The organism is Flectobacillus longus (assembly GCF_030056705.1).
GTDB lineage: Bacteria > Bacteroidota > Bacteroidia > Cytophagales > Spirosomataceae > Flectobacillus > Flectobacillus longus.
The window spans coordinates 108,461-128,390 of record NZ_JASHIC010000023.1 but is presented as its reverse complement, the minus strand read 5'-3'; the positions used below and the strand labels follow the sequence as shown (position 1 = coordinate 128,390).

The following is a 19,930-nucleotide window of genomic DNA, read 5'->3' as shown; positions in this document are numbered from 1 at the left end:
ATATATCATATTTGCGAAAAAAGGTTGTTTAACTTTGCAAGAAACTTTTTTAATTAAAAAACTGGGGCTATTTTTGTAACCTAGTTTCTGATAACGAGTCAAATAAATACATAGCAATGAATCGCAAAAATATCTTAGCCATCGCAGCAGTAGCCATGTTAGCAGTAGCTTGTGACTACCAAAAAAACAACACTATCAAGCAAAAAGACCTACGTGCAGGAGATGAGTATGTGTACGGAGTTCACCCTGACAGTGCTGCACGCCAAACAAAAAATAAATATACAGCTAAGCCAGAAAACGAAGTAAGAGCCGCAAAAATCCGTGAAAAATTATACGGTCCAGCTGCTGAAATTACACAAGGCAATTAATATTTTAAGATTTTAATCTTTTTTTATAGATGATAAAAGCGTTGCAACTCTGTTTGTAACGCTTTTTAGTTAGAAAGACACCAGAGTAGTAACCTATTCTTTCTCGATTTAAACCCCTCTTTTTTATAATTATGAACATTGCATTAGTAACAGGCTCAGCGGGCCTTATTGGTAGTGAAGCAGTATCATTCTTTTCTGAAAAATTTGACCTTGTAATTGGGATTGATAACAATATGCGTCAATATTTCTTCGGTCAAGAGGCTTCAACTGCTTGGAATCGCAATCGTCTAGAAGAACAATTTGCTAATTATAAGCACTATCAAGCTGATATCAGAGAAGCTTCTCAATTAGAAGTTATTTTCAAAGAATTTGGTGCCGATATCAAACTGATTCTACACACTGCGGCACAGCCTTCTCATGACTGGGCTGCCAGAGAACCTTTCACAGATTTCTCAGTAAATGCAAACGGTACACTCAATATGCTTGAAATGACTCGCTTGCATTGTCCTGAAGCTGTATTTATTTTTACATCGACCAACAAAGTTTATGGAGACAATCCGAACTTTTTGCCATTAATCGAAACTGAAACTCGTTGGGAAATTGACTCAAATCACCAATATTTCGAAAACGGTATCGATGAAAACTTAAGTATTGACCATACAAAACACTCGTTGTTTGGCGCTTCTAAAGTAGCAGCTGATATTTTGGTACAAGAATATGGTCGTTATTTTGGCATGAAAACAGGTATCTTCCGTGGTGGATGTTTGACTGGTCCAAACCACTCAGGTACGCAATTGCACGGCTTTTTGGCATATTTGATGAAATGTGCTATTACTGGCAACCATTACACTATTTTTGGTTATAAAGGAAAGCAAGTTCGTGACAATATTCACTCTTATGACTTGGTAAATATGTTCTGGCATTTCTATCAAAACCCACGTGTAGGCGAAGTATATAACGCAGGAGGTGGTCGTTTTGCCAACTGCTCAATGCTAGAAGGTATCACAATTTGTGAAGAAATCACTGGCAAGAAAATGAGTTATAGCTACTCAGAAACTAATCGTATTGGTGACCACATCTGGTACATTTCTGACCTTTCGAAGTTTAAAGAACACTATCCAACTTGGAACTGGAAATATGGCTTGAACGAAACGCTCCAACAAATTCACGACGGTATCACTAGCCGATTATAATAAAGAAGGACTTAGGATTGATTCTTAAGTCCTTCTTTATTAAATCATTAAATTTTTAAATTCATTCTTGGTTTGTCATCAAAAAACAGTGGTTAGCAACTATAAACATTTGTAATTTAGATACGAGGAAGCTATATTTGAGAAATTCATATTTTACTATTATGAAGTTTTTGGCTTTGTTGCCAAAATTGCAAGCTACTCTTTCTTCAATCAATAGTAGACTTACTCCCTTTATTGGATTCAATAGATTGTTATCATTCTGAATCGAATAATCTAAATTTACTAAGTCGATTAATCGGATTTTATTTTTTAAAGCTTTTTAGTATTCCAAAATGCTTTAAAAATAAGGTTCAATTATCTAATTTACTGTACATCATTGGAGGTTTAATTCTTTAATTTGATGTGCAATTTCCAAGTAACATAATAGGCCCTTGTGGCATTGTATTGATGAACATATTAGGTATTTCTGCTTTTTATCACGACTCGGCCGCTGCGATTACCCAAAACGGTGAAATTGTTGCTGCGGCACAAGAAGAACGCTTTACTCGTATCAAGCACGACCCAGGGTTTCCAACACTTGCGGTTGAATATTGCCTAAAAGAGGCTGGACTGAGCTTAGATCAGCTTGATGCTATTGTCTTTTATGACAAACCTTTGTTGAAATTTGAACGTTTGCTCGAAACATATTATGCTTTTTCGCCCAAAGGACTTCTTTCTTTTCTGACAGCAATTCCTGTTTGGTTAAAAGAAAAGATGTTTCTTAAACGTATGCTTTATGAAGAGCTCTTCAAAATTGGAAGCTTTGATAAAAAGAAGGTAAAGCTATTATTTCCTGAACATCACTTATCACATGCCGCTAGTGCTTATTACCCTTCTCCTTTTGAAGACGCAGCAATACTTACAATAGATGGCGTAGGTGAGTGGGCCACAGCATCTATTTGTCATGGGGTGGGCAAAGACCTCAAAATACTGAAAGAACTTCAATTCCCTCATTCGCTGGGATTGTTATATTCTGCAATTACCTACTTTGCTGGATTCAAAGTAAATTCTGGAGAGTATAAGCTTATGGGGCTTGCTCCTTATGGTGACCCTAATTCTGAACAAACGCATCAGTTTGCTGACATTATCAGAACAAAACTTATTACTATTTATGAAGACGGTTCTATTTGGCTAAATCAAAAATATTTTGACTATGCTACAGGTCTTCGTATGGTAAAAGACAAAGAATGGGAGGCTCTTTTTGGATTTAAACGCCGTGAGTCTGAATCTAATTTGGAGGAGATTCACTGTAATTTTGCATTAGCTGCTCAAATAGTAACTGAAGAAATCGTGATAAAAATGGCTCAAGAAGCTAAACGTCTTACTGGTTCTAAAAATATATGTTTGGCAGGTGGTGTAGCTCTCAACTGCGTTGCTAATGGTAAATTACAAAAAGCGAATATTTTTGAGAATGTATATATCCAACCTGCGGCAGGCGATGCTGGTGGTGCACTAGGAGCTGCTCTGGCTGGAGAATACATCTATTTCAAACAAGCTAGAAAGCTCACACCAAATGCCCTCGACGAAATGAAGGGGTCTTATCTAGGTCCTGAATTTTCAGACTTAGAGACAAAACAAATGGCTCGTAAGTACAAAGCTGAGTTTACTTATTTTGAGAATTTTGACGAACTAGCTTCTCGTACAGCACAAATCCTATCGGAAGGAAATGTAGTGGGCTGGTTTCAGGGAAGAATGGAGTTTGGACCTCGTGCACTAGGGGGACGTAGTATCCTTGGCGATGCTCGAAACTCAGAAATGCAAAAGAAACTCAACCTAAAAATAAAATATAGAGAAGGTTTTCGTCCATTTGCACCGTCTGTATTAGCCGAAGACGCAGCAGACTATTTTGAACTGGATGGTGATTCGCCGTATATGCTATTGGTACATGGTGTACAAGAAAAACGCCGTAACCCTCTTCCTTCAAATTATCGTTCATTACCCTTGATGGAAAAACTATATTATTTACGTTCTGATTTACCATCAATTACTCACATTGATTTTTCGGCAAGAATTCAAACTGTTCATAAAGAAACAAACCCTCGTTACTGGACATTAATCAATGAATTCAAGAAACAAACTGGATATGGTGTTGTCGTAAATACCTCATTCAATGTTCGTGGCGAACCTATTGTTTGTACACCTGAAGATGCTTACAAATGCCTTATGCGTACAGAAATGGACTATTTGGTAGTTGGAAACTTCTTGTTTTCAAAAGAAAATCAACCTGCATGGACGGAAGGCGATGAATGGAAAAACGAATTCAAACTAGATTAAAACCATTGACTCTATGAAAAGAAATTATGCGATTCTTATAGCCATTGGATTGATATTACTATGTTTGGGTAGTACAAGTCTATTGTTGTTAGATTTAGTAAAGGGTGACGGAAACATGATTGTTGCTGGCATTCCGATGGCACTTGTGAGCAAATGGAGTTTTTGGGCTGCTTTGTTATGGGCGCTATGGGCGGGTGTGAAGTTCAAGGTTGAAGGGCTTCTGAACCTATTCCTAGCTATCTTTATGACAATTTTGGTAGTAGTAGGTCTTGAAATAGGTTCAGGTTGGGTTCTTAAAGCCCAAGCCAGTAAAGGACTTAAAGTAGAAGGTCCAGAACATTCAATGGAGATGGATACGACTTTGGGGTATAAGCCTAAACCCAATGGAACTTACTCAGGTATCAAAAAAGTAAATGGCAAGACTATTTATCATATTACTTATCAAACAGATAGCAATAGTCTTCGTATTACACCAGTAGATAGTATCAAAAAAACTCCTGATTTTGCACAGTTTTATGGATGTTCGATGACATTTGGAGAAGGAGTTCAAAGTACAGAGACAATTCCTTTTTACTTCGGTCAATATACCACAAACTTTCATCCTTATAACTTTGCTTACAGTGGTTATGGACCTCATCAAGCACTGGCTCGACTAGAAACCCCTGCACCTTCAAAAATCGTAAAAGAAAAGCAAGGAGTAGGCTTCTACATTTATATCGATGATCATGTAAATAGGGTAATCGGAACCATGACCAATTTTGGTTACAATCGTGGTAACGCTCCTTACTTCCATAATGAATCAGGGAAATTAGAACATACAGGTTTATTCATAACAGGTCGTAAGCTTCGGTCATTAGTTTATGATACAATGTTAGGTAGTAATCTTTTGAAGCTTTTCAAAGTAGGTTATCCTTTCAAAATAACCAAAGATGATTATGCTTTAACGGCGGATGTTATTGCTGGAGCATCAAAGTCTTTTCAGACCCAATTTCCACACCAACCGTTCTATGCAGTAATTTATCCTACTACAATTGATAGCCAATTAATTATTGGATTACTAAAAGATCGAAATGTAAAAGTAATTGACCTTTCCAAACTCTTTAACCCTCTTGACCCTAAGTATGCCATTCCTTATGATGAGCATCCTACGGCTTTAGGAAACCAAGTATTTACGAAGGCTTTAGTACAAAAATTTAAAGAAGCACAGAACTCAAATTAAAGGTTAAAACATATAGCATAAACTCAATATTAATAAAATGGATTTTTTAACAGACTTATTTAGCTTTTTGAAAGAGCGCAAAAAATGGTGGCTTTTACCAGTAATTATCGTGCTCTTACTTATTGGTGTGCTAATTGTAATTGGTGGTGGTTCGGCCATAGCTCCTTTTATTTATACGTTATTCTAGACAAAAGACCTCCGCAAGCAGAGCTGTAATCTTCATGTTATAGCTCTCTTGTTTTTATTTATCAATATTCACCAGAATATGTTATCCAAAGCTTTGTTTCTTTGGAGTTAAAACTGCATTATTTAATGAAAAGAGAGAAAAATCTTGAAACCATGCTTGTAATTACAGTAGGGTTACTAGTATTATATGTTGTATTCAAATCAAAAGCTCTATTAATTGCTTCTTTAATTATTGGATTAACGGGAGTGTTTTCAGATTTTTTGAGTGAAAAAATTACATGGATTTGGAGTAAATTTGCCTTAATTTTAGGAGGTTTTAATGCAAAAATTCTGCTATCTATCATATTTTTCATATTCTTAACCCCTATTGCATTTATCTTTAAACTAACCAAGAAAGATAACCTACGACTAAAAGCAGGGAAAGATTCTGTTTACCAAGACCGTGATCACTTATATGAATCAAAAGATTTAGAAAATGTATGGTAAGGTAAAGCCCCTAATGTGAGCTGAAAGAATGTTGGTCTTTATGATTAAGGTATCTTTCAACTAAAACAGCTTATTGGTATTTACAATTAAAAACATCATGCCCAATTCCATAAAAATTCTTATTCCTCTTTACAATGATTGGGATGCTTTAGAGCTTTTACTTGAACGTATCAAACATACTGTTGAGCCGAGCTTCTTTGAGCAACTCTCTTTTGCCATTGTGGATGATTGTTCTTCTATTCCTTGTGATATAAATCGTTTTTCAGCATACAAACTTGAAATTATCAGACTTTGGCGCAATGTTAGCCATCAAAAGGCTATTGCTCTTGGCCTTTCCTTTCTCACAAAAGAGCGTACGTTTGATTATCTCTTAGTCATGGATTCAGATGGAGAAGACCGTCCTGAAGACATAGAAAGCTTATATAACGCTTGTTTAAAAAACAATCAAATTGTTTTTGCCAAACGTGCCAAACGTAGTGAAGGGCTCATCTTTAGAATAGGATATTTGGTATATAAAGGCCTTTTTGGTCTACTAACAGGAAAAGTAATTGAGTTTGGCAACTTCTGCATACTTCCTTTTGAACAAGCTAAGAAATTAGCGTATGTTTCCGAAATCTGGAATCATTTTCCGGGCGGAGTCATTCGTTCTAAATTGTCATACAACTCTGTTCCTATTATTAGAGGTACTCGTTTGGCGGGTACGTCTAAAATGAATTTTGTATCGCTGATTCTTCACGGTTTAAGTGCCATTTCTGTATATCTTGATACTGTAGCCGTTCGAATCGTCATAAGCTCTCTGGTATTGGTTGTTTTGTCTATCTTGGTGGCATTGGTTGTATCAATCATTCGTCTTACAACTCCTTATGCTTCGCCAGGCTGGGCAACAACATTGGTTTCGACTGCTGTAATCGTAATTCTACAAGCCTTTTTGAGTTCACTTTTCTTAGTTTTCACCGTATTAAACTATCGTACTCAAAAGCATTTTATTCCAGCACTAGAATATCACGAATTGATACAACAAGTAGACTCTACTGAGATTTGTAAGATTAAATAAGTAATCATGCAAAATAAAATTGCATTAATACGCTTTAGACTATAAACTGTAAGCATTAGGCAAAAAAGCTTCTATTATTTCATGAGAAATACTTTTTAACTTTTAGCCGAATGCAAAAAAACTAGAGATTAATGCGGGTAAAATTAATTTAATCTTGCCCACCAACTTAATTATTATTTGCCAAATAAAATTAACATCGTAAAAATGAAATTAAGTGTTGTTATCCCTGCATACAACGAAGAGGAATCTATTCCTGAAACCCTACGAACCCTGTATGCAACACTAAAGAAATACAATATTGACCACGAAATTTGTGTAACAAACGATAATTCCAAAGACCGTACAGAAGAGGTTTTAAAATCTTTACAGATTGAAATTCCTACCTTGGTATATTTTACCAACAAGGGGCCTAATGGTTTTGGATATGCAGTTCGTTATGGTCTAGAGCGTTTTTCGGGAGACTGTGTAGCTGTTATGATGGCTGACATGTCTGATGACCCAGAAGACTTGGTGAAGTATTACAATACCATGGTTGAACAAAATGTAGACGCTGTTTTTGGAAGTCGTTTTATCAAAGGTGGAAAAGTGTATGATTATCCTCGTTTGAAATTATTCATCAACCGCATTGCCAACTTCATTGTCAAGCTTGCTACAGGTATCAAAACCAACGATACTACAAATGCTTTTAAATTGTACAAGCGTGAAACAATCGAAGGTATTAAACCATTCATGTCTCCACACTTCAATCTAACAGTTGAACTACCTTTGAAGGCGTATGTACGAGGTTATTCTTATGCAGTCGTACCTAACAGTTGGACTAACCGTAAGTATGGAGAGTCAAAACTCAAGATTAAGGAAATGGGTAGTCGTTATTTCTTTATTTTACTTTACTGTATGATTGAGAAGTTTTTCTCTAGAGGTGATTATATGAAGAAAAAATAATACAAATAAAAAGGATGAGGCTTATTACCTCATCCTTTTTATTTGTGCAAAAGTAATGTTTGTAAAGTACTAAGCTGAAAAAGTGCATACGTAAGTGTGATGCCCCAAAATACAGCAAAAATGCTCATTGTAATTAGAATTCTAAGCACAGGTACCCGAAAAGATAGCGCCAATAATGTGCCCCCTATTGGTGTAAAAAACAAGGGTGTAAAGCATGATATCCCCCAAATACCGACCCTCTTCCATAATCTTACCGCAAATCTTGTACGGCGAGAAAATAGCTTTGCAGGAGTTTTTCTATATTTTTGTATCAAGCTACGAACACTTGTTCCTATTACCAAAACACTAATTACGGTAAGCATCATTCCTAAAATGGTACATACAGCGGTCTCCCACCACGTCAATTCCAATAATAGTCCCGCAATAGGACCGTTAAAAAATTTGATTGCAGTAGCCACCATTACCGTAAAATATTTCCCTATGGCCATAGCAAAGTAGCATTTTTTAATTTATGACAAAGTTACAACTCTATCGTCATTTGTTATATACAAACCTTAATCTTGTTTCATACAAGCCTTGCTTATGTTCTCTCAACGCCTTTTAGGTTTAATATTCTTCATTTTTGCAGTAATCACTAGCTCCCAAGCTCAAAGTGTTTTTGTGCCTCTCAATGCCGACTATTATGACTTGTTAGACCGCTATGAGATTAAATATGGGCGTTTCTCAAAAACTTTTCACACAGGTATCAAGCCCTATACCCGTAAAGATGTTGCACAATTTATCGAAACTGTCGCCCAAGACACTAGTCTTCATGCTGATAAGATTGACGAGTTTAACTTCAACTATTTTAAAAATGATAATTGGGAATGGATTTCGGAAGAAACAGATAGTAGCAAAAAATCACTATGGAAATATTTTTATAAAAAACCATCTGATGCTTATTCTGTCCACAATGATGACATAGATATCCACATTAATCCTGTTATGAATGTACAGGTTGGCTCAGTATCGGGTGGTAATCAGTCTTTTTATTCACTCAATACCCGTGGTATCGAAATACGAGGGATGATTAATAGCAAAATTGGGTTTTATACCTACATGACCGACAACATTTCTAGAATACCAGATTATATCAAAGGTTATGCAGACTATATTAATCAAAATACCCCTACAACTGCTACTCAAATTGCGGGAATGCCAGGAGAGGGTTTAACAAAATACTTTAAAAAAGACCCTCTGACTACAGATTTCTTTTCTGCACGTGCCTACTTAACTTTCCAAGCTACCAAAAACATTGGTATTCAATTTGGGCATGACAAAAATATTATTGGGAATGGGTTTCGTTCTATGATTCTTTCCGACAATGCAGCGCCTTACTTATTTTTAAAGCTGACAACCCAAATTGGAGCATTCCAATACCAAAATCTATTTGCTGAACTTATCAACCCTGGCCGTATTTCTCCAGACCAAACCTTTCCTAAAAAATACATGGCAATGCACCATTTGAGCATCAATGTATCTTCAAAACTAAACATTGGACTGACTGAAAGTGTGATTTTCAAAAGGGATAGTACAAATGGTGTAGGTGGTTTTGAACTAAATTATCTCAATCCTGTTATTTTCTATCGCTTTGTGGAAAGTTTTCAAGGAAGTGGGGATAATGCTTTGGTTGGACTTGATTTCAAATACAATTTTGCTAAAAAGTTTTCTCTATATGGTCAATTCATGCTAGATGAATTTATTATAAAAGAGATTTTTTCGAATACAGGCTCTTGGACCAATAAATATGGAGCACAGCTAGGACTAAAATATATCGACGTTTTAGGCATTAAACATTTGGACTACCAAGGTGAATACAATGTTGCAAGACCTTATACTTATAGTCATAGCTATACGGGGCTTAGTTATTCACACTATAACCAAGCACTTGCCCACCCATTAGGAGCCAATTTTTATGAATGGACTCATACTCTACGAGCTCAGCCCACTCCCAAGCTTCAATTAGTAGGGCGATTAATTTTTGCCAGCTATGGCGACGATAGCAATGGAACCAACTGGGGAAGAAATATTCTGTTAGATTACAATTCTCGAAGTAGATGGGTTTTGTATAAAGACGACGAAGGAAATACATTGGGGCAGGGTGTAGCTTCGCAGCATTTGACATATGATATAAGAGCTTCGTATCAGTTCAAACACAACTTTTTTGTCGACTTACATTATTTACATAGAGATTTTAAAAGTCAACAAAGCAGCCTTAATTCTGTTACCAATCTTCTCTCAATCGGTCTTCGTTGGAATACTGCCGACAGAGGGCAGTATTACTAGGTAATAATGCTGAATTAGTAGTGTACGAAGGGTTTTAAGAATCATCTATTTCTGATATCGGATGTTGGATTGCGGAAGTGAAATATACTTTTTTACCCTATTTTATAAAAAATGAAGGTGTTTTTTAATATTTCAGAAATCCCAAATCTGCAATAGTTGGGAATCCTTCGTACAGTATATCACGCTGTGTAGTTATCAAATTTGACACTTGAGGGGTTTATTTCTATTACAGTAATCCTCCATTTTAGGCACGGCGCTATAGGGGATTAGAAATTAAATGACCTCCATTTTGTTCAAGGTAACAAGCCAATCGTTAAATTATCGTGTATCCCCATAATTTACAACAACCATCGTTGGTGTTGATTCGTTATGTAGTCGGTCAAAGGAAGTTACTGCATATACATATCCTCTGGCTCTTTCGGAAGTATAATCTAAAAAAGTAACGTCTCTTCCAACATAAAGAATTTTATCAATCCTTTCAAGATTAATTTTTTCTGCTTTTTCAAATCGATAAACCGCAAAGTACACATTTTCGTTGCCATCAGAAGCTTTTTCACCTGGTTGCCAAACCAATTTATTCAGTCCATTATCCTTCAAGGCTATTACTCTCTGGGGTGGTTTGGGTGCAATACTATCTTTCCATCTCATAGGAGGAATAATAGCAGGATAATGGTATAACGATGCGCGTAAGGAATCTTGAATTCCCCCATAATTTTCTGTTAGGCACTTTGAGCTAAAGAACATCCCACCTTGAATATTGGCATTACTTCTATCTAAACGAAGTTGACTTGTAGCTTCGGCATTGTTCCAACCTGACTTGATTTTATAAATACCATGCCCGATATACAAATGACGCCCATAAGTATGTTGACTCCACCAATCGGTTAGTATTTTGTAGGGTACTTTAGGGTGACTACGTTCAAAGTACACTTGTGGTACTATATAGTCTACCCAGCCTTTCTCAATCCATTTACGAGTATCAGCATATAGTGTTTGATACGAAGTAGTTCCAGCTTGTGTTTTAGAGCCTACTTTTACAATAGGGCTATAGTTTTGCCAAACACCAAACGGACTAATACCATATTTTACATAAGGCTTTATGCGTTTAATCGCCTCCCCTATTTGTTGAATCAAAATATCGGTATTACTTCTTCTCCAATCTTCGATATTTCTATAACCTGCTCCATACTTTCGAAAAGTGTCGAGGTCATTTAACTGCTGACCTGGCACAGGATAAGGATAAAAATAATCATCAAAGTGGATTCCGTCTACATCATAGTTTTTGAGTATTTCGATTACTACTTGTACAATATAATCGCGCACTTCAGGAATACCAAAATTTAATACTTTTTGTCCATCGTACTGAATCATCCATTCGGGCTTAGTAACACTAATATGCTCAGGCATAATAGAACCAGCCCTTTTGAAGGTAGCACGATTGAGGTTTAGCCACGCATGAAATTCCATATTGCGAGCATGAGCCTCTTGAATCATAAAATCTAAGGGATCGTAAAATGGTGAAGGAAATTTGCCTTGAGTACCCGTCAAAAACTCGGACCAGGGTTCTAAACCTTTGGCATAATAGGCGTCGCAAGCATCGCGAACCTGAACCATCACGGCATTCATGTTAGAGCGTTTGTGCTCATCTAGAATCCTGATGAAATCTCTTTTTTGCTCTTCTGAATTATATTGACCCTTACGAGGCCAGTCTATATTGTCGACTGTCGCTATCCAAACGGCTCTAAACTCATATTTAGAGGTGAGCTCAGCCGTTCTGTTTTGTTGAGAATGACAACTAGAGCATACTAAAACACAAAACAGACATACATGAAAAATAGTCTTATACATACACATTCCAAAACTCTTACCAGGTGCCACGCAAGCAACTCTTTTTTAGGATTTTAAATCAAAATAAGGATATAATTTTCAATTTTAGTTAAAGAATTGTGGCAGGAATGCTATTTGAAAGTGGGTGGCTTATGTCTTATAAAGGGTACTTATCAACAGCATTGTTTTGCAAGTTATTCATAAAATGTTAGAATCTTATCCTTTCTTGATTCAATGGCAGAATTTATCCTTTCAATACTTAAGCAAAATGAGTAAATGGCAATAAAAAAGTCCTCCCATCATGAGAGGACTTTTTTATATATTTAAGAGAAAATATTGCGTCAATATCTTATCTCATTAACTCTAAGCATCTACCGAAAACATATATCCAACACCTTTGAGTGTTTTGATATAGTATTCTGGGATTTTTTCACGTAGTTTTCTGATGTGAACATCTACTGTTCTTTCTACCACGTAAACGTCGCTACCCCAAACTTTTTCCAACAATTCATCACGACTAAATACTTTGTTGGGATGATGTGCAAGAAACGACAATAATTCAAATTCTTTTTTAGGCATTACTAAAGACTTACCATCGTTGAGTACAGTATAGTTTACTCGGTTGATGAAAAGTGAGCCTATTTCCAATTTATCTTCAGCCTCTGATTGCTGAGAATCTCTTCTTAAAAGTGCCTTCAAACGACTTAGCAAAGCACGAGGCTTGATGGGTTTTACAACGTAATCATCAGCACCTACATCAAAAGCTGCTACTTCGGTGTATTCCTCTGCACGAGCTGTCAAAAACAAAATGTAGGTATCCTTAAACTCCGACAGCAATCTCAATTGACGAGCCGTTTCGATTCCATCCATTTTGGGCATCATCACGTCGAGCAAAATCAAATCTGGTTTAAATTTTTTTGCTACCTCCAAGGCTTGAAGCCCGTCTGTTGCCGAGGCCGTATCAAATCCTTCTTTGGTAAGGTTATACTCTAATAGCTCAATAATATCTGGGTCGTCGTCGACCAAAAGGATTTTGGGAGTTGGTAGCGTATTGCTCATATATTTGATAATTAGTCGTTGAGCGAAAGTATCATTACTCAACAAAATCAACTCACTGGATGCTATTAATTAAAAATTAATCCAATATTACTCCAGCATTAAGTGTCATTAAGTAACGCGGCTGATAACTACTTACACTCAAAAGCCAATACAAAATTAGTTATCTCAATATTAAGGAATTGTTAATTCTCACAGACCCTATATATTTCACCCTGTTCATTGGTGATAATTACTACATTTTCATCTAAAAATGCTATAGATTCGGTCTGTTTATGGGGGAAATTTAAACAATAAAGCGGGTTCAAAAAGTCTATTTGGTGTTCTATAATTCTAAAATAATAAATCTTTCCATAACTTATTAACACAAATTTATTTTTCTGTGGATTAATGGCTGCACCAGTTATTGGTGTCCTCAAATTGATATGCGATTTGAGCCGTAAAGTATCAGCATTAGAACCAACTTTCCTCACAAATAAGTCTGTTCCCGATTTATCCAAATTCTTGGTAAAAACATAGATAGAATCCTGTGCAACAAACATGGCCTCGGCATCAGGTATTATTTGATTATTAGGATAATAGATTGGAATCCTGAGTAAATTTTCACCCAATTTTGCATCAATTTTATACACACATAAATCCTGACGTTGATGCGAATTATTACCTATATCACCTATATAAAGATTTTCTTGCTCATCGGCTGACATATCTTCCCAATCTACATTTTCAGTCTGAGGAATAGGGTATGTATTTAGTAGTTTTCCAGACAAATCTATTTGATAAATATGAGGGGCACCACCGCTATCATTATGAGTCAATAAGGTTGAATCCTGAGCTAGATATACCAATCCAGAACTCTCATCGACTTGTTTAGGAAGGTATCCTATTCTTTCAACTTTTAAATGTTTTTCCCCTTTCTGAAAACCTAATTCATGAACCTCATGTCGGTAACCTGCTAATGATGCTTTTAGGTTAAATAAGAACCATAAAATTTTGTATTTGAGCATAAATTGTTTTGTATGTATTTTTAGGTTCTTAATAATAAAGGTAGCTATTTTCAGTTTTTTAAGTATTTTTGAAAATAAGGTTTATCTCTTTTTATTCTCAAGCATCGACAAGACTATAATCCATTGCTATGTTATCAGAAATCAAGCTTCCTCCATCTATCAAATTACTCATTGGCCTTCTAACGGTATCAGTTATTGTTTGGTGGATGTACCTTTTACAAGAAATCCTTATTTTAATTTCGTTTTCCGTTTTATTTTCGATGTTGCTATATCCTTTGTGTCATCGACTTGAGAAATGGCATTTTCCACGAACCTTAGCCATCTTTGTTTGTCTATTGGTTACACTGGCAATTATGGCTGGGGTCATTAGCCTAATAGCACTGCAAATTGCCGATTTTTCAGATACCTTTCCTACTTTTCTGAAAAAAGGAGAAACATTCATCAATGAACTACAATCTTGGGCATCACACAATTTGCATATCAGTCGCAAAAAGCAAGTGACTGAGCTTCGCAATCAGTCGTTGACTTTGCTCAAAAATAGCGGTAATATCATTACTAACGCTCTGGGAACAACACTCAACTCGCTATCGTCAGCGATGTTGATTCCTATTTTTGTGTTTTTCTTTTTACTCTATCGTGATTTTTTCCGTCGTTTCTTTTATCTAGCTTTTGGTAGAGGAAATCGTAAAAAGATAGACCTCGTTTGTACCAGAATCTATACTGTAGTTCAGAGTTATTTGCTGGGATTATTCACGGTAATTTTGATAGTAGCAGCACTCAATACCTTCGGTTTGTGGTTACTGGACATTGAATATGCCATTTTCTTCGGAACGCTCGCAGCTTTTTTACTATTGATTCCTTACATCGGTATCATGATAGGTTCAATTTTACCGATGCTGATGGCGCTTATTACCAAAGATTCGCCAATGTATGCTGTGGGAGTGGCTGGCGTATTTTTGTTTGTGCAATTTTTAGAAGGGAACTTCATTACACCTCATATTGTAGGCTCAAAAGTAAGTATTAATCCACTAGCAGCTATGATTGCTTTGATTTTGGGTGGTCAACTTTGGGGTATTTCGGGTTTGGTGCTGGCTTTGCCATTTATAGCAATACTCAAGGTAGTATTTGATAATATTGACTCTCTCAAACACTATGGTTATCTACTAGGCGAAGCCGAAATTCATCATAAAGGTGGGGGAAGGATATTGGGATAGAATTTAAGGGACTAGGCATCAGGCAAAAAGGCACTAGTTAATAAAAACTGGTGCCTTTTTGCCTGATGCCTGATAACTATTCTACAAACTCAACAACTCTTTAAATCTAATAGCTTGACGGCGAGAAATTTCGATTTTGTCGCCACTCTCACGAAGGGTTACTTGCAAACCTCCAGAAAACCAAGGCTCGATTTTTTGAATATATTTCAAGTTAATAATATGTTTACGATTGGCACGGAAAAATACTTTAGGGTCAAGGCGTTCTTCAAGGGCATTCAACGACTTAAGAACCAATGGTTTTTGGTCATCAAAATACAAACGAACGTAATTGCCCATTGATTCGAACAAACGAACATTTCCTAAACGAACAAACCAGCATTTTTCACCGTCTTTAACAAAAACCTGATCGTTTTCGCTCAAAACTGATGCGCCTTCTTTGGCAGTATCAGAGATTTGTTTTTGGCGTTCAAACTCCTCCTCTACTTTTTGGATAGCCTCACTTAAACGATGTAGTTCAATAGGTTTGAGCAAATAGTCAAGCGCATTAAATTCGAATGCTTTAATGGCATATTCGTCGTACGCTGTCGTAAAAATCACTTCTGGGACATTGCCGTCCAACTCAGCCAATAAGTCGAACCCAGTTTTGCCTGGCATTTGAATATCCAAAAATAAAAGGTCAGGGTGGAGTTCATCAATTAATTGAATCGCTTCGTCGGCATTGGGTGCCTCGCCTACAATATTGATTTTAGGAAAATTTTCTAGCAAACGTTTCAATTCATTACGTGCTAACCTTTCGTCATCAACTATAATTGCTTTCATTCGGTTTTGGAGTAATAGCGTTGGATATTTAAAAAGTATATTACTGAAGACTAATGCCTATTGTTTATCCTCGCACGATATGCGTGATTTTAGCAAAAGGATTATCTTTATTTTCTACAACCTGACTCGGGATCGGCACGGTAATCTCGGCAGTCACTACGTCTTTGGACGCTTGATAAATTTTAAATTTGGCTTCAGCACCAAATAATAACTCCAAGCGATGTGCTGTATTTTCGAGCCCAAAACCTCCCGACTCTGTAGTCTCTAAAACGCCCGTATTACTAATTTCGATTACTACTTTGCTATCAACCATTTTGGTTTCGATACTCACAAATCCACCTTTCACAGGCTTAGAAACACCATGTTTGATAGCGTTTTCGACCAAAGTTTGTAATAACATAGGTGGAATTTGGCAAGTAAGTGTTTCGGGATAAACATTCTTACGTATTTGCAAGCGGTCTTCATAACGAATTTTTTCGAGAGCCAAATAATCCTCAACCGTTCTTAGTTCTTCTGAAAGTGAAACTGTTTTACGTCGATCGGCCAGCAACGAGCTTCTCAAAATATTCGACAACTGGGTAACTGCTTTTTGTGCTTTTTCAGGTTCTTCCAAAATCAAGGCACGAATGCTATTCAGAGCATTGAACATAAAATGCGGGTTCATTTGTGCCCGTAAAACCTTTGACTCAGTTTCACGAATAGAGGATTCTAAACGAACTTTTTCGACCTCAATTTCTGATTTTCTTTCAAAATAATGAGACGCATAATAGAACAAAGTCCAAATCATCAATGGCTTCATGAAGCTGAAACTGAACTGTATGAAGAAAAATATCGACCAAAAGTCAGCATGCTCACGTTCGCGCAAAATGTAACCATCTAGCGGAATATTGATACTCGCCATCATCATCGACATCAACACCACCGAGCCCAAAATACGAGGTACTACCTGACGAATGGGCATTTCGACCCAACCATATTTTTTGATTACTTTTCTGAAATTATGTGTCAAGAAAATGGCAAAAGCAATATTCAAGTCTGCCGAAATAAACCAGTCAATCGACCACCCAAAAGAGTTTACATAAATCAATGCTTCATTGGCAAGCCAAGCTAGCCAACCAACAATCTGTAGAGTCCAATATAATTTGATTCTTGGCATTATTTCTATTCTAATTCGTCTGTATTGATAAAAGTTTATGCTTGAGTCGCCAAGCAAAAGATTGTTTTTGAATCATTCTTACACGAGTTGGCTACAAGTTTTTAATACCTTCAATTGTATATTGGGGATAATAACTCATACCTACTTTACTCAGGAGGATTCTTTTAAAATTACAGTTAAAATAAGCACATTTATCCCACAAAATCATTGAATGGCATCAGGAGATGATAAAAGGTTTGGATTTAGGGTAGAAAAATATTAGTAAATACATTTTTCAATAGTTGCCTCCCATAATCAGGCACAAAAAAAGAAGCCCATGGCGATGGGCTTCAGTCATTCTATTTGTTCCTAAAGCGATAAAATTTCCTGTATTGATAACCCTGTGGATTGTGCTATAATTTCCAAGGCTACTCCAAGTTTTTTTAATTCACTTGCCACCTCTCTTTTTCCATCATCTTTAGCTGTTTTGACTACCTCTTTGACCTCAATGTAGGTAAGCAAACTTTCTTGATATTCGGCGTACTGCTCCGAAGTCATATTGGCAATTTCTGCAACGCCAAAAGCTTTTTCGAAAATAGGTTCTTTCAATATAGTTGGTATTTCATCAAAGCTTTCTAACTTTTTCAAGAAGTAAATCCACTTGTCAAAATGACTCTCTAATTCGTTTTCTTGCTTATCAAAAAGAGGCATTTGTAAAAACTTAAAGTTAAGCTTATCGTAAAATATCTCCCCGTCTTGGTCTTTCAACTTTATACTTCTCAAAAACTTTTGCTTCTCTTCTTTTTCATCATATTGAAAATCCAAAATAGCAATCATATAAATAGGATTTAATCTAAAATCCCATTCTCCACGTTTAGATTGTTCTCTTATGGGAAAAGTTGAATAGAAAAGAGAACGGTCTTTGAAGTAATTAACCTTTGCCTTTTGCATCTCCACAATAATTCGCTCTCCACTTTGAGTTTGGCAATGTATGTCAAAAATTGCCTTTCGCTCATGCGAGAGTTCTGCAAAGCTCTCTACATTACGAAAATCTAATTCCGTAATCTGGTGCCGAGGTGGCAACAATTGATTCAGAAAATCAATCAACAACTCTTTGTTAGCTTCTTCGCCAAAAAGCTTTTTAAAACCAAAGTCGGTATATGGATTAATAAATCTTGACATCTTGATGAAATATAGTTTACAGCAATTTACAGATTTTTCACTAGTAAAATAAATCGTTCTTTGTGTGATTATTAATAAAAAAAGAAGCCCATTGCCATGGGCTTCTTAACATATAGACTTCTCAAAACTATAGACCAAACAAGTGCGTAGTATCGCATTCGAGTTCGGCAAAGAATGATTGGGTTTCGTAATCGTAAATCAACTTGTATAGGCACAAATTTGAGTGCTCAAATGTATCCATCTCATGTAGAGGCTTATCGAGCAACATCGTCAGGATAATTCTCATGGCACGACCGTGCATGGCAACCAAAACAGTTTCTTCATGTGGGCGAGACAAAATTGTTTCAATAGCAGGCCTTTGTCTTTCTAATACTTGTAAAGGGCTTTCGCCACCTTCTGCTGCCATATCGACACCTCCTGTAACCCAACTATCGATAAGAACTTTATAATATTCGTTATCTATGTCATTTGGTACACGTCCTTCTCTGATACCCCAACTTATTTCATTTAATCCTGAATGTTGTTCCCAAGGAATACCAGATTCTATAAATTTATGAACAGATTGATGAGTTCTTTTAAGAGCAGATGTATATACTTTGTCAAAATTGATGTTTTGATAGCTTTGGAAAAACGCCTCTGCTTGCGCACGTCCAAGCTCATTCAAGTCCGAATCTACGCCACTTCCCTGTACGATACCTTGGCGATTGAAGTCAGTCTCACCATGACGTATCAGGTAAATTGTTTTTTTAGTAGGAATATTGCTTTGGGTATTAGACATGCTATTTATTTGATATGGAGTAATATAGAGCTATGAAAAATTGTCACAAAAATACATTTTTTAGGTGATTATGCTATCTCATGACTAAAAAAGAGATGATTTTTGACAGAAAAGTAAGATTTTGTTAAAAAAATGATAATATAGCCAGCTATCTTAATAATGGTTATTTGACAGTTTTGGTTAATCCAATGAATGAAAAATAGGTCAAACCTCTAAGGTTTTTTATCTTTAGAAAAATTTAATTCACTTCACTATGTTTAATACTTCTTACAGCCTTGAGCAATTAAATGCCATGGGACAAAACAATATGCTCGACCATTTGGGAATCGAATTTGTAGAACTTACTTCCGATTATCTTGTCGCCAAAATGCCCGTTGATCATCGTACCAAACAACCTATGGGACTTCTACATGGAGGTGCTTCGGTAGTACTAGCCGAATCAATGGGAAGTATAGCTTCTTTCCTGAGCCTGCCTGACCCTTCCAAGCAAACAGCAGTTGGCGTCGAAATAAATGCAAATCACCTCAAGTCTGCCAAATCAGGTTTTGTATATGGTAAATGTAAGCCTATCAAAATCGGAAGAAATATCCAAGTATGGGAAACCCAAATTACCAACGAGGCTGGTGACTTAATTTGTGTAAGCCGATTAACAACCATGGTGATTGATATTAAATAAGTAATAGCAAATAGGTTTGTGGATTTTTCTATTTTTTTGAAACAAGTAATTTCTAAATTTTGTTATATTTGAAAATGTAAAAATATCCTAAGGATTAATTTTACTCAACTATCTAATAAACAAACAGTTAACATATCTTTCAGACGTATA

The 19,930-nt window shown here is 36.2% G+C and carries 19 protein-coding genes; 11 read left to right on the top strand and 8 right to left on the bottom strand.

The features are described 5' to 3' along the window. Positions 1 to 116 precede the first annotated feature (116 nt). The 8 genes from QM491_RS17540 to QM491_RS17505 all read left to right on the top strand — a co-directional run bounded on the left by QM491_RS17540 (position 117) and on the right by QM491_RS17505 (position 7,761). On the top strand, positions 117 to 368 hold the full coding sequence (locus tag QM491_RS17540; RefSeq protein ID WP_095160665.1) for a hypothetical protein: 252 nt from the start codon (positions 117 to 119) through the stop codon (positions 366 to 368). 131 nt (positions 369 to 499) lie between these two features. Next, positions 500 to 1,561: an NAD-dependent epimerase/dehydratase family protein gene (locus tag QM491_RS17535; protein WP_283328872.1), complete on the top strand. Its 1,062-nt coding sequence runs from the start codon at positions 500 to 502 to the stop codon at positions 1,559 to 1,561. 447 nt (positions 1,562 to 2,008) lie between these two features. Then, positions 2,009 to 3,874 carry a carbamoyltransferase family protein gene (locus QM491_RS17530; protein WP_283328871.1) on the top strand — a complete coding sequence of 622 codons (1,866 nt, stop codon included), beginning with the start codon at positions 2,009 to 2,011 and terminating at the stop codon, positions 3,872 to 3,874. Positions 3,875 to 3,887: 13 nt separating this feature from the next. Beyond that, positions 3,888 to 5,093, top strand: a complete 1,206-nt coding sequence (locus tag QM491_RS17525; protein ID WP_283328870.1) for a hypothetical protein — start codon at positions 3,888 to 3,890, stop codon at positions 5,091 to 5,093. Between the two features lie 37 nt (positions 5,094 to 5,130). After that, complete coding sequence (locus QM491_RS17520) at positions 5,131 to 5,280, top strand: DUF5989 family protein (RefSeq protein ID WP_170117758.1); 150 nt, start codon at positions 5,131 to 5,133, stop codon at positions 5,278 to 5,280. A gap of 125 nt (positions 5,281 to 5,405) precedes the next feature. Next, positions 5,406 to 5,765 carry an SxtJ family membrane protein gene (locus QM491_RS17515; protein ID WP_283328869.1) on the top strand — a complete coding sequence of 120 codons (360 nt, stop codon included), beginning with the start codon at positions 5,406 to 5,408 and terminating at the stop codon, positions 5,763 to 5,765. Between the two features lie 97 nt (positions 5,766 to 5,862). Next, a complete protein-coding gene (locus tag QM491_RS17510; protein ID WP_283328868.1) occupies positions 5,863 to 6,819 on the top strand; it encodes a glycosyltransferase in 957 nt (318 codons plus the stop codon). Between the two features lie 204 nt (positions 6,820 to 7,023). Beyond that, the gene (locus QM491_RS17505) at positions 7,024 to 7,761 is read left to right on the top strand and encodes a glycosyltransferase family 2 protein (protein ID WP_283328867.1); all 738 of its coding nucleotides are present in this window, start codon (positions 7,024 to 7,026) and stop codon (positions 7,759 to 7,761) included. A gap of 38 nt (positions 7,762 to 7,799) precedes the next feature. Here QM491_RS17505 and QM491_RS17500 read toward each other — a convergent pair whose 3' ends face one another. Next, positions 7,800 to 8,249 carry a hypothetical protein gene (locus QM491_RS17500; RefSeq protein WP_283328866.1) on the bottom strand — a complete coding sequence of 150 codons (450 nt, stop codon included), beginning with the start codon at positions 8,247 to 8,249 and terminating at the stop codon, positions 7,800 to 7,802. A 94-nt stretch (positions 8,250 to 8,343) separates the two neighbouring features. Between QM491_RS17500 and QM491_RS17495 the strand changes: the two genes are divergently transcribed. After that, positions 8,344 to 10,086: a capsule assembly Wzi family protein gene (locus QM491_RS17495; RefSeq protein WP_283328865.1), complete on the top strand. Its 1,743-nt coding sequence runs from the start codon at positions 8,344 to 8,346 to the stop codon at positions 10,084 to 10,086. A gap of 318 nt (positions 10,087 to 10,404) precedes the next feature. Here QM491_RS17495 and QM491_RS17490 read toward each other — a convergent pair whose 3' ends face one another. From QM491_RS17490 to QM491_RS17480, 3 genes are all read right to left on the bottom strand, one after another. Then, the gene (locus QM491_RS17490; protein ID WP_283328864.1) at positions 10,405 to 11,934 is read right to left on the bottom strand and encodes a glycoside hydrolase family 10-like protein; all 1,530 of its coding nucleotides are present in this window, start codon (positions 11,932 to 11,934) and stop codon (positions 10,405 to 10,407) included. 342 nt (positions 11,935 to 12,276) lie between these two features. After that, entirely contained in the window at positions 12,277 to 12,972 is a 696-nt protein-coding gene (locus QM491_RS17485; protein WP_283328863.1) for a response regulator transcription factor, read from the bottom strand. 182 nt (positions 12,973 to 13,154) lie between these two features. Beyond that, positions 13,155 to 13,976 (bottom strand): YjiK family protein, encoded by an 822-nt coding sequence (locus QM491_RS17480; protein ID WP_283328862.1) that lies wholly within the window; start codon positions 13,974 to 13,976, stop codon positions 13,155 to 13,157. Positions 13,977 to 14,104: 128 nt separating this feature from the next. Between QM491_RS17480 and QM491_RS17475 the strand changes: the two genes are divergently transcribed. Next, positions 14,105 to 15,190, top strand: a complete 1,086-nt coding sequence (locus QM491_RS17475) for an AI-2E family transporter (protein ID WP_283328861.1) — start codon at positions 14,105 to 14,107, stop codon at positions 15,188 to 15,190. Positions 15,191 to 15,271: 81 nt separating this feature from the next. On the opposite strand, the gene QM491_RS17470 is transcribed toward QM491_RS17475, so the two are convergent. From QM491_RS17470 to QM491_RS17455, 4 genes are all read right to left on the bottom strand, one after another. Then, on the bottom strand, positions 15,272 to 16,009 hold the full coding sequence (locus tag QM491_RS17470; RefSeq protein ID WP_095160675.1) for a LytR/AlgR family response regulator transcription factor: 738 nt from the start codon (positions 16,007 to 16,009) through the stop codon (positions 15,272 to 15,274). A gap of 64 nt (positions 16,010 to 16,073) precedes the next feature. After that, positions 16,074 to 17,165 (bottom strand): sensor histidine kinase, encoded by a 1,092-nt coding sequence (locus QM491_RS17465; protein ID WP_283328860.1) that lies wholly within the window; start codon positions 17,163 to 17,165, stop codon positions 16,074 to 16,076. 348 nt (positions 17,166 to 17,513) lie between these two features. After that, on the bottom strand, positions 17,514 to 18,326 hold the full coding sequence (locus tag QM491_RS17460; protein ID WP_283328859.1) for an Rpn family recombination-promoting nuclease/putative transposase: 813 nt from the start codon (positions 18,324 to 18,326) through the stop codon (positions 17,514 to 17,516). Positions 18,327 to 18,453: 127 nt separating this feature from the next. Continuing rightward, positions 18,454 to 19,104 (bottom strand): histidine phosphatase family protein, encoded by a 651-nt coding sequence (locus QM491_RS17455; RefSeq protein ID WP_283328858.1) that lies wholly within the window; start codon positions 19,102 to 19,104, stop codon positions 18,454 to 18,456. Positions 19,105 to 19,357: 253 nt separating this feature from the next. On the opposite strand from QM491_RS17455, the gene QM491_RS17450 reads away from it, so the two are divergent. Next, complete coding sequence (locus QM491_RS17450; protein WP_283328857.1) at positions 19,358 to 19,780, top strand: hotdog fold thioesterase; 423 nt, start codon at positions 19,358 to 19,360, stop codon at positions 19,778 to 19,780. Positions 19,781 to 19,930 lie beyond the last annotated feature (150 nt).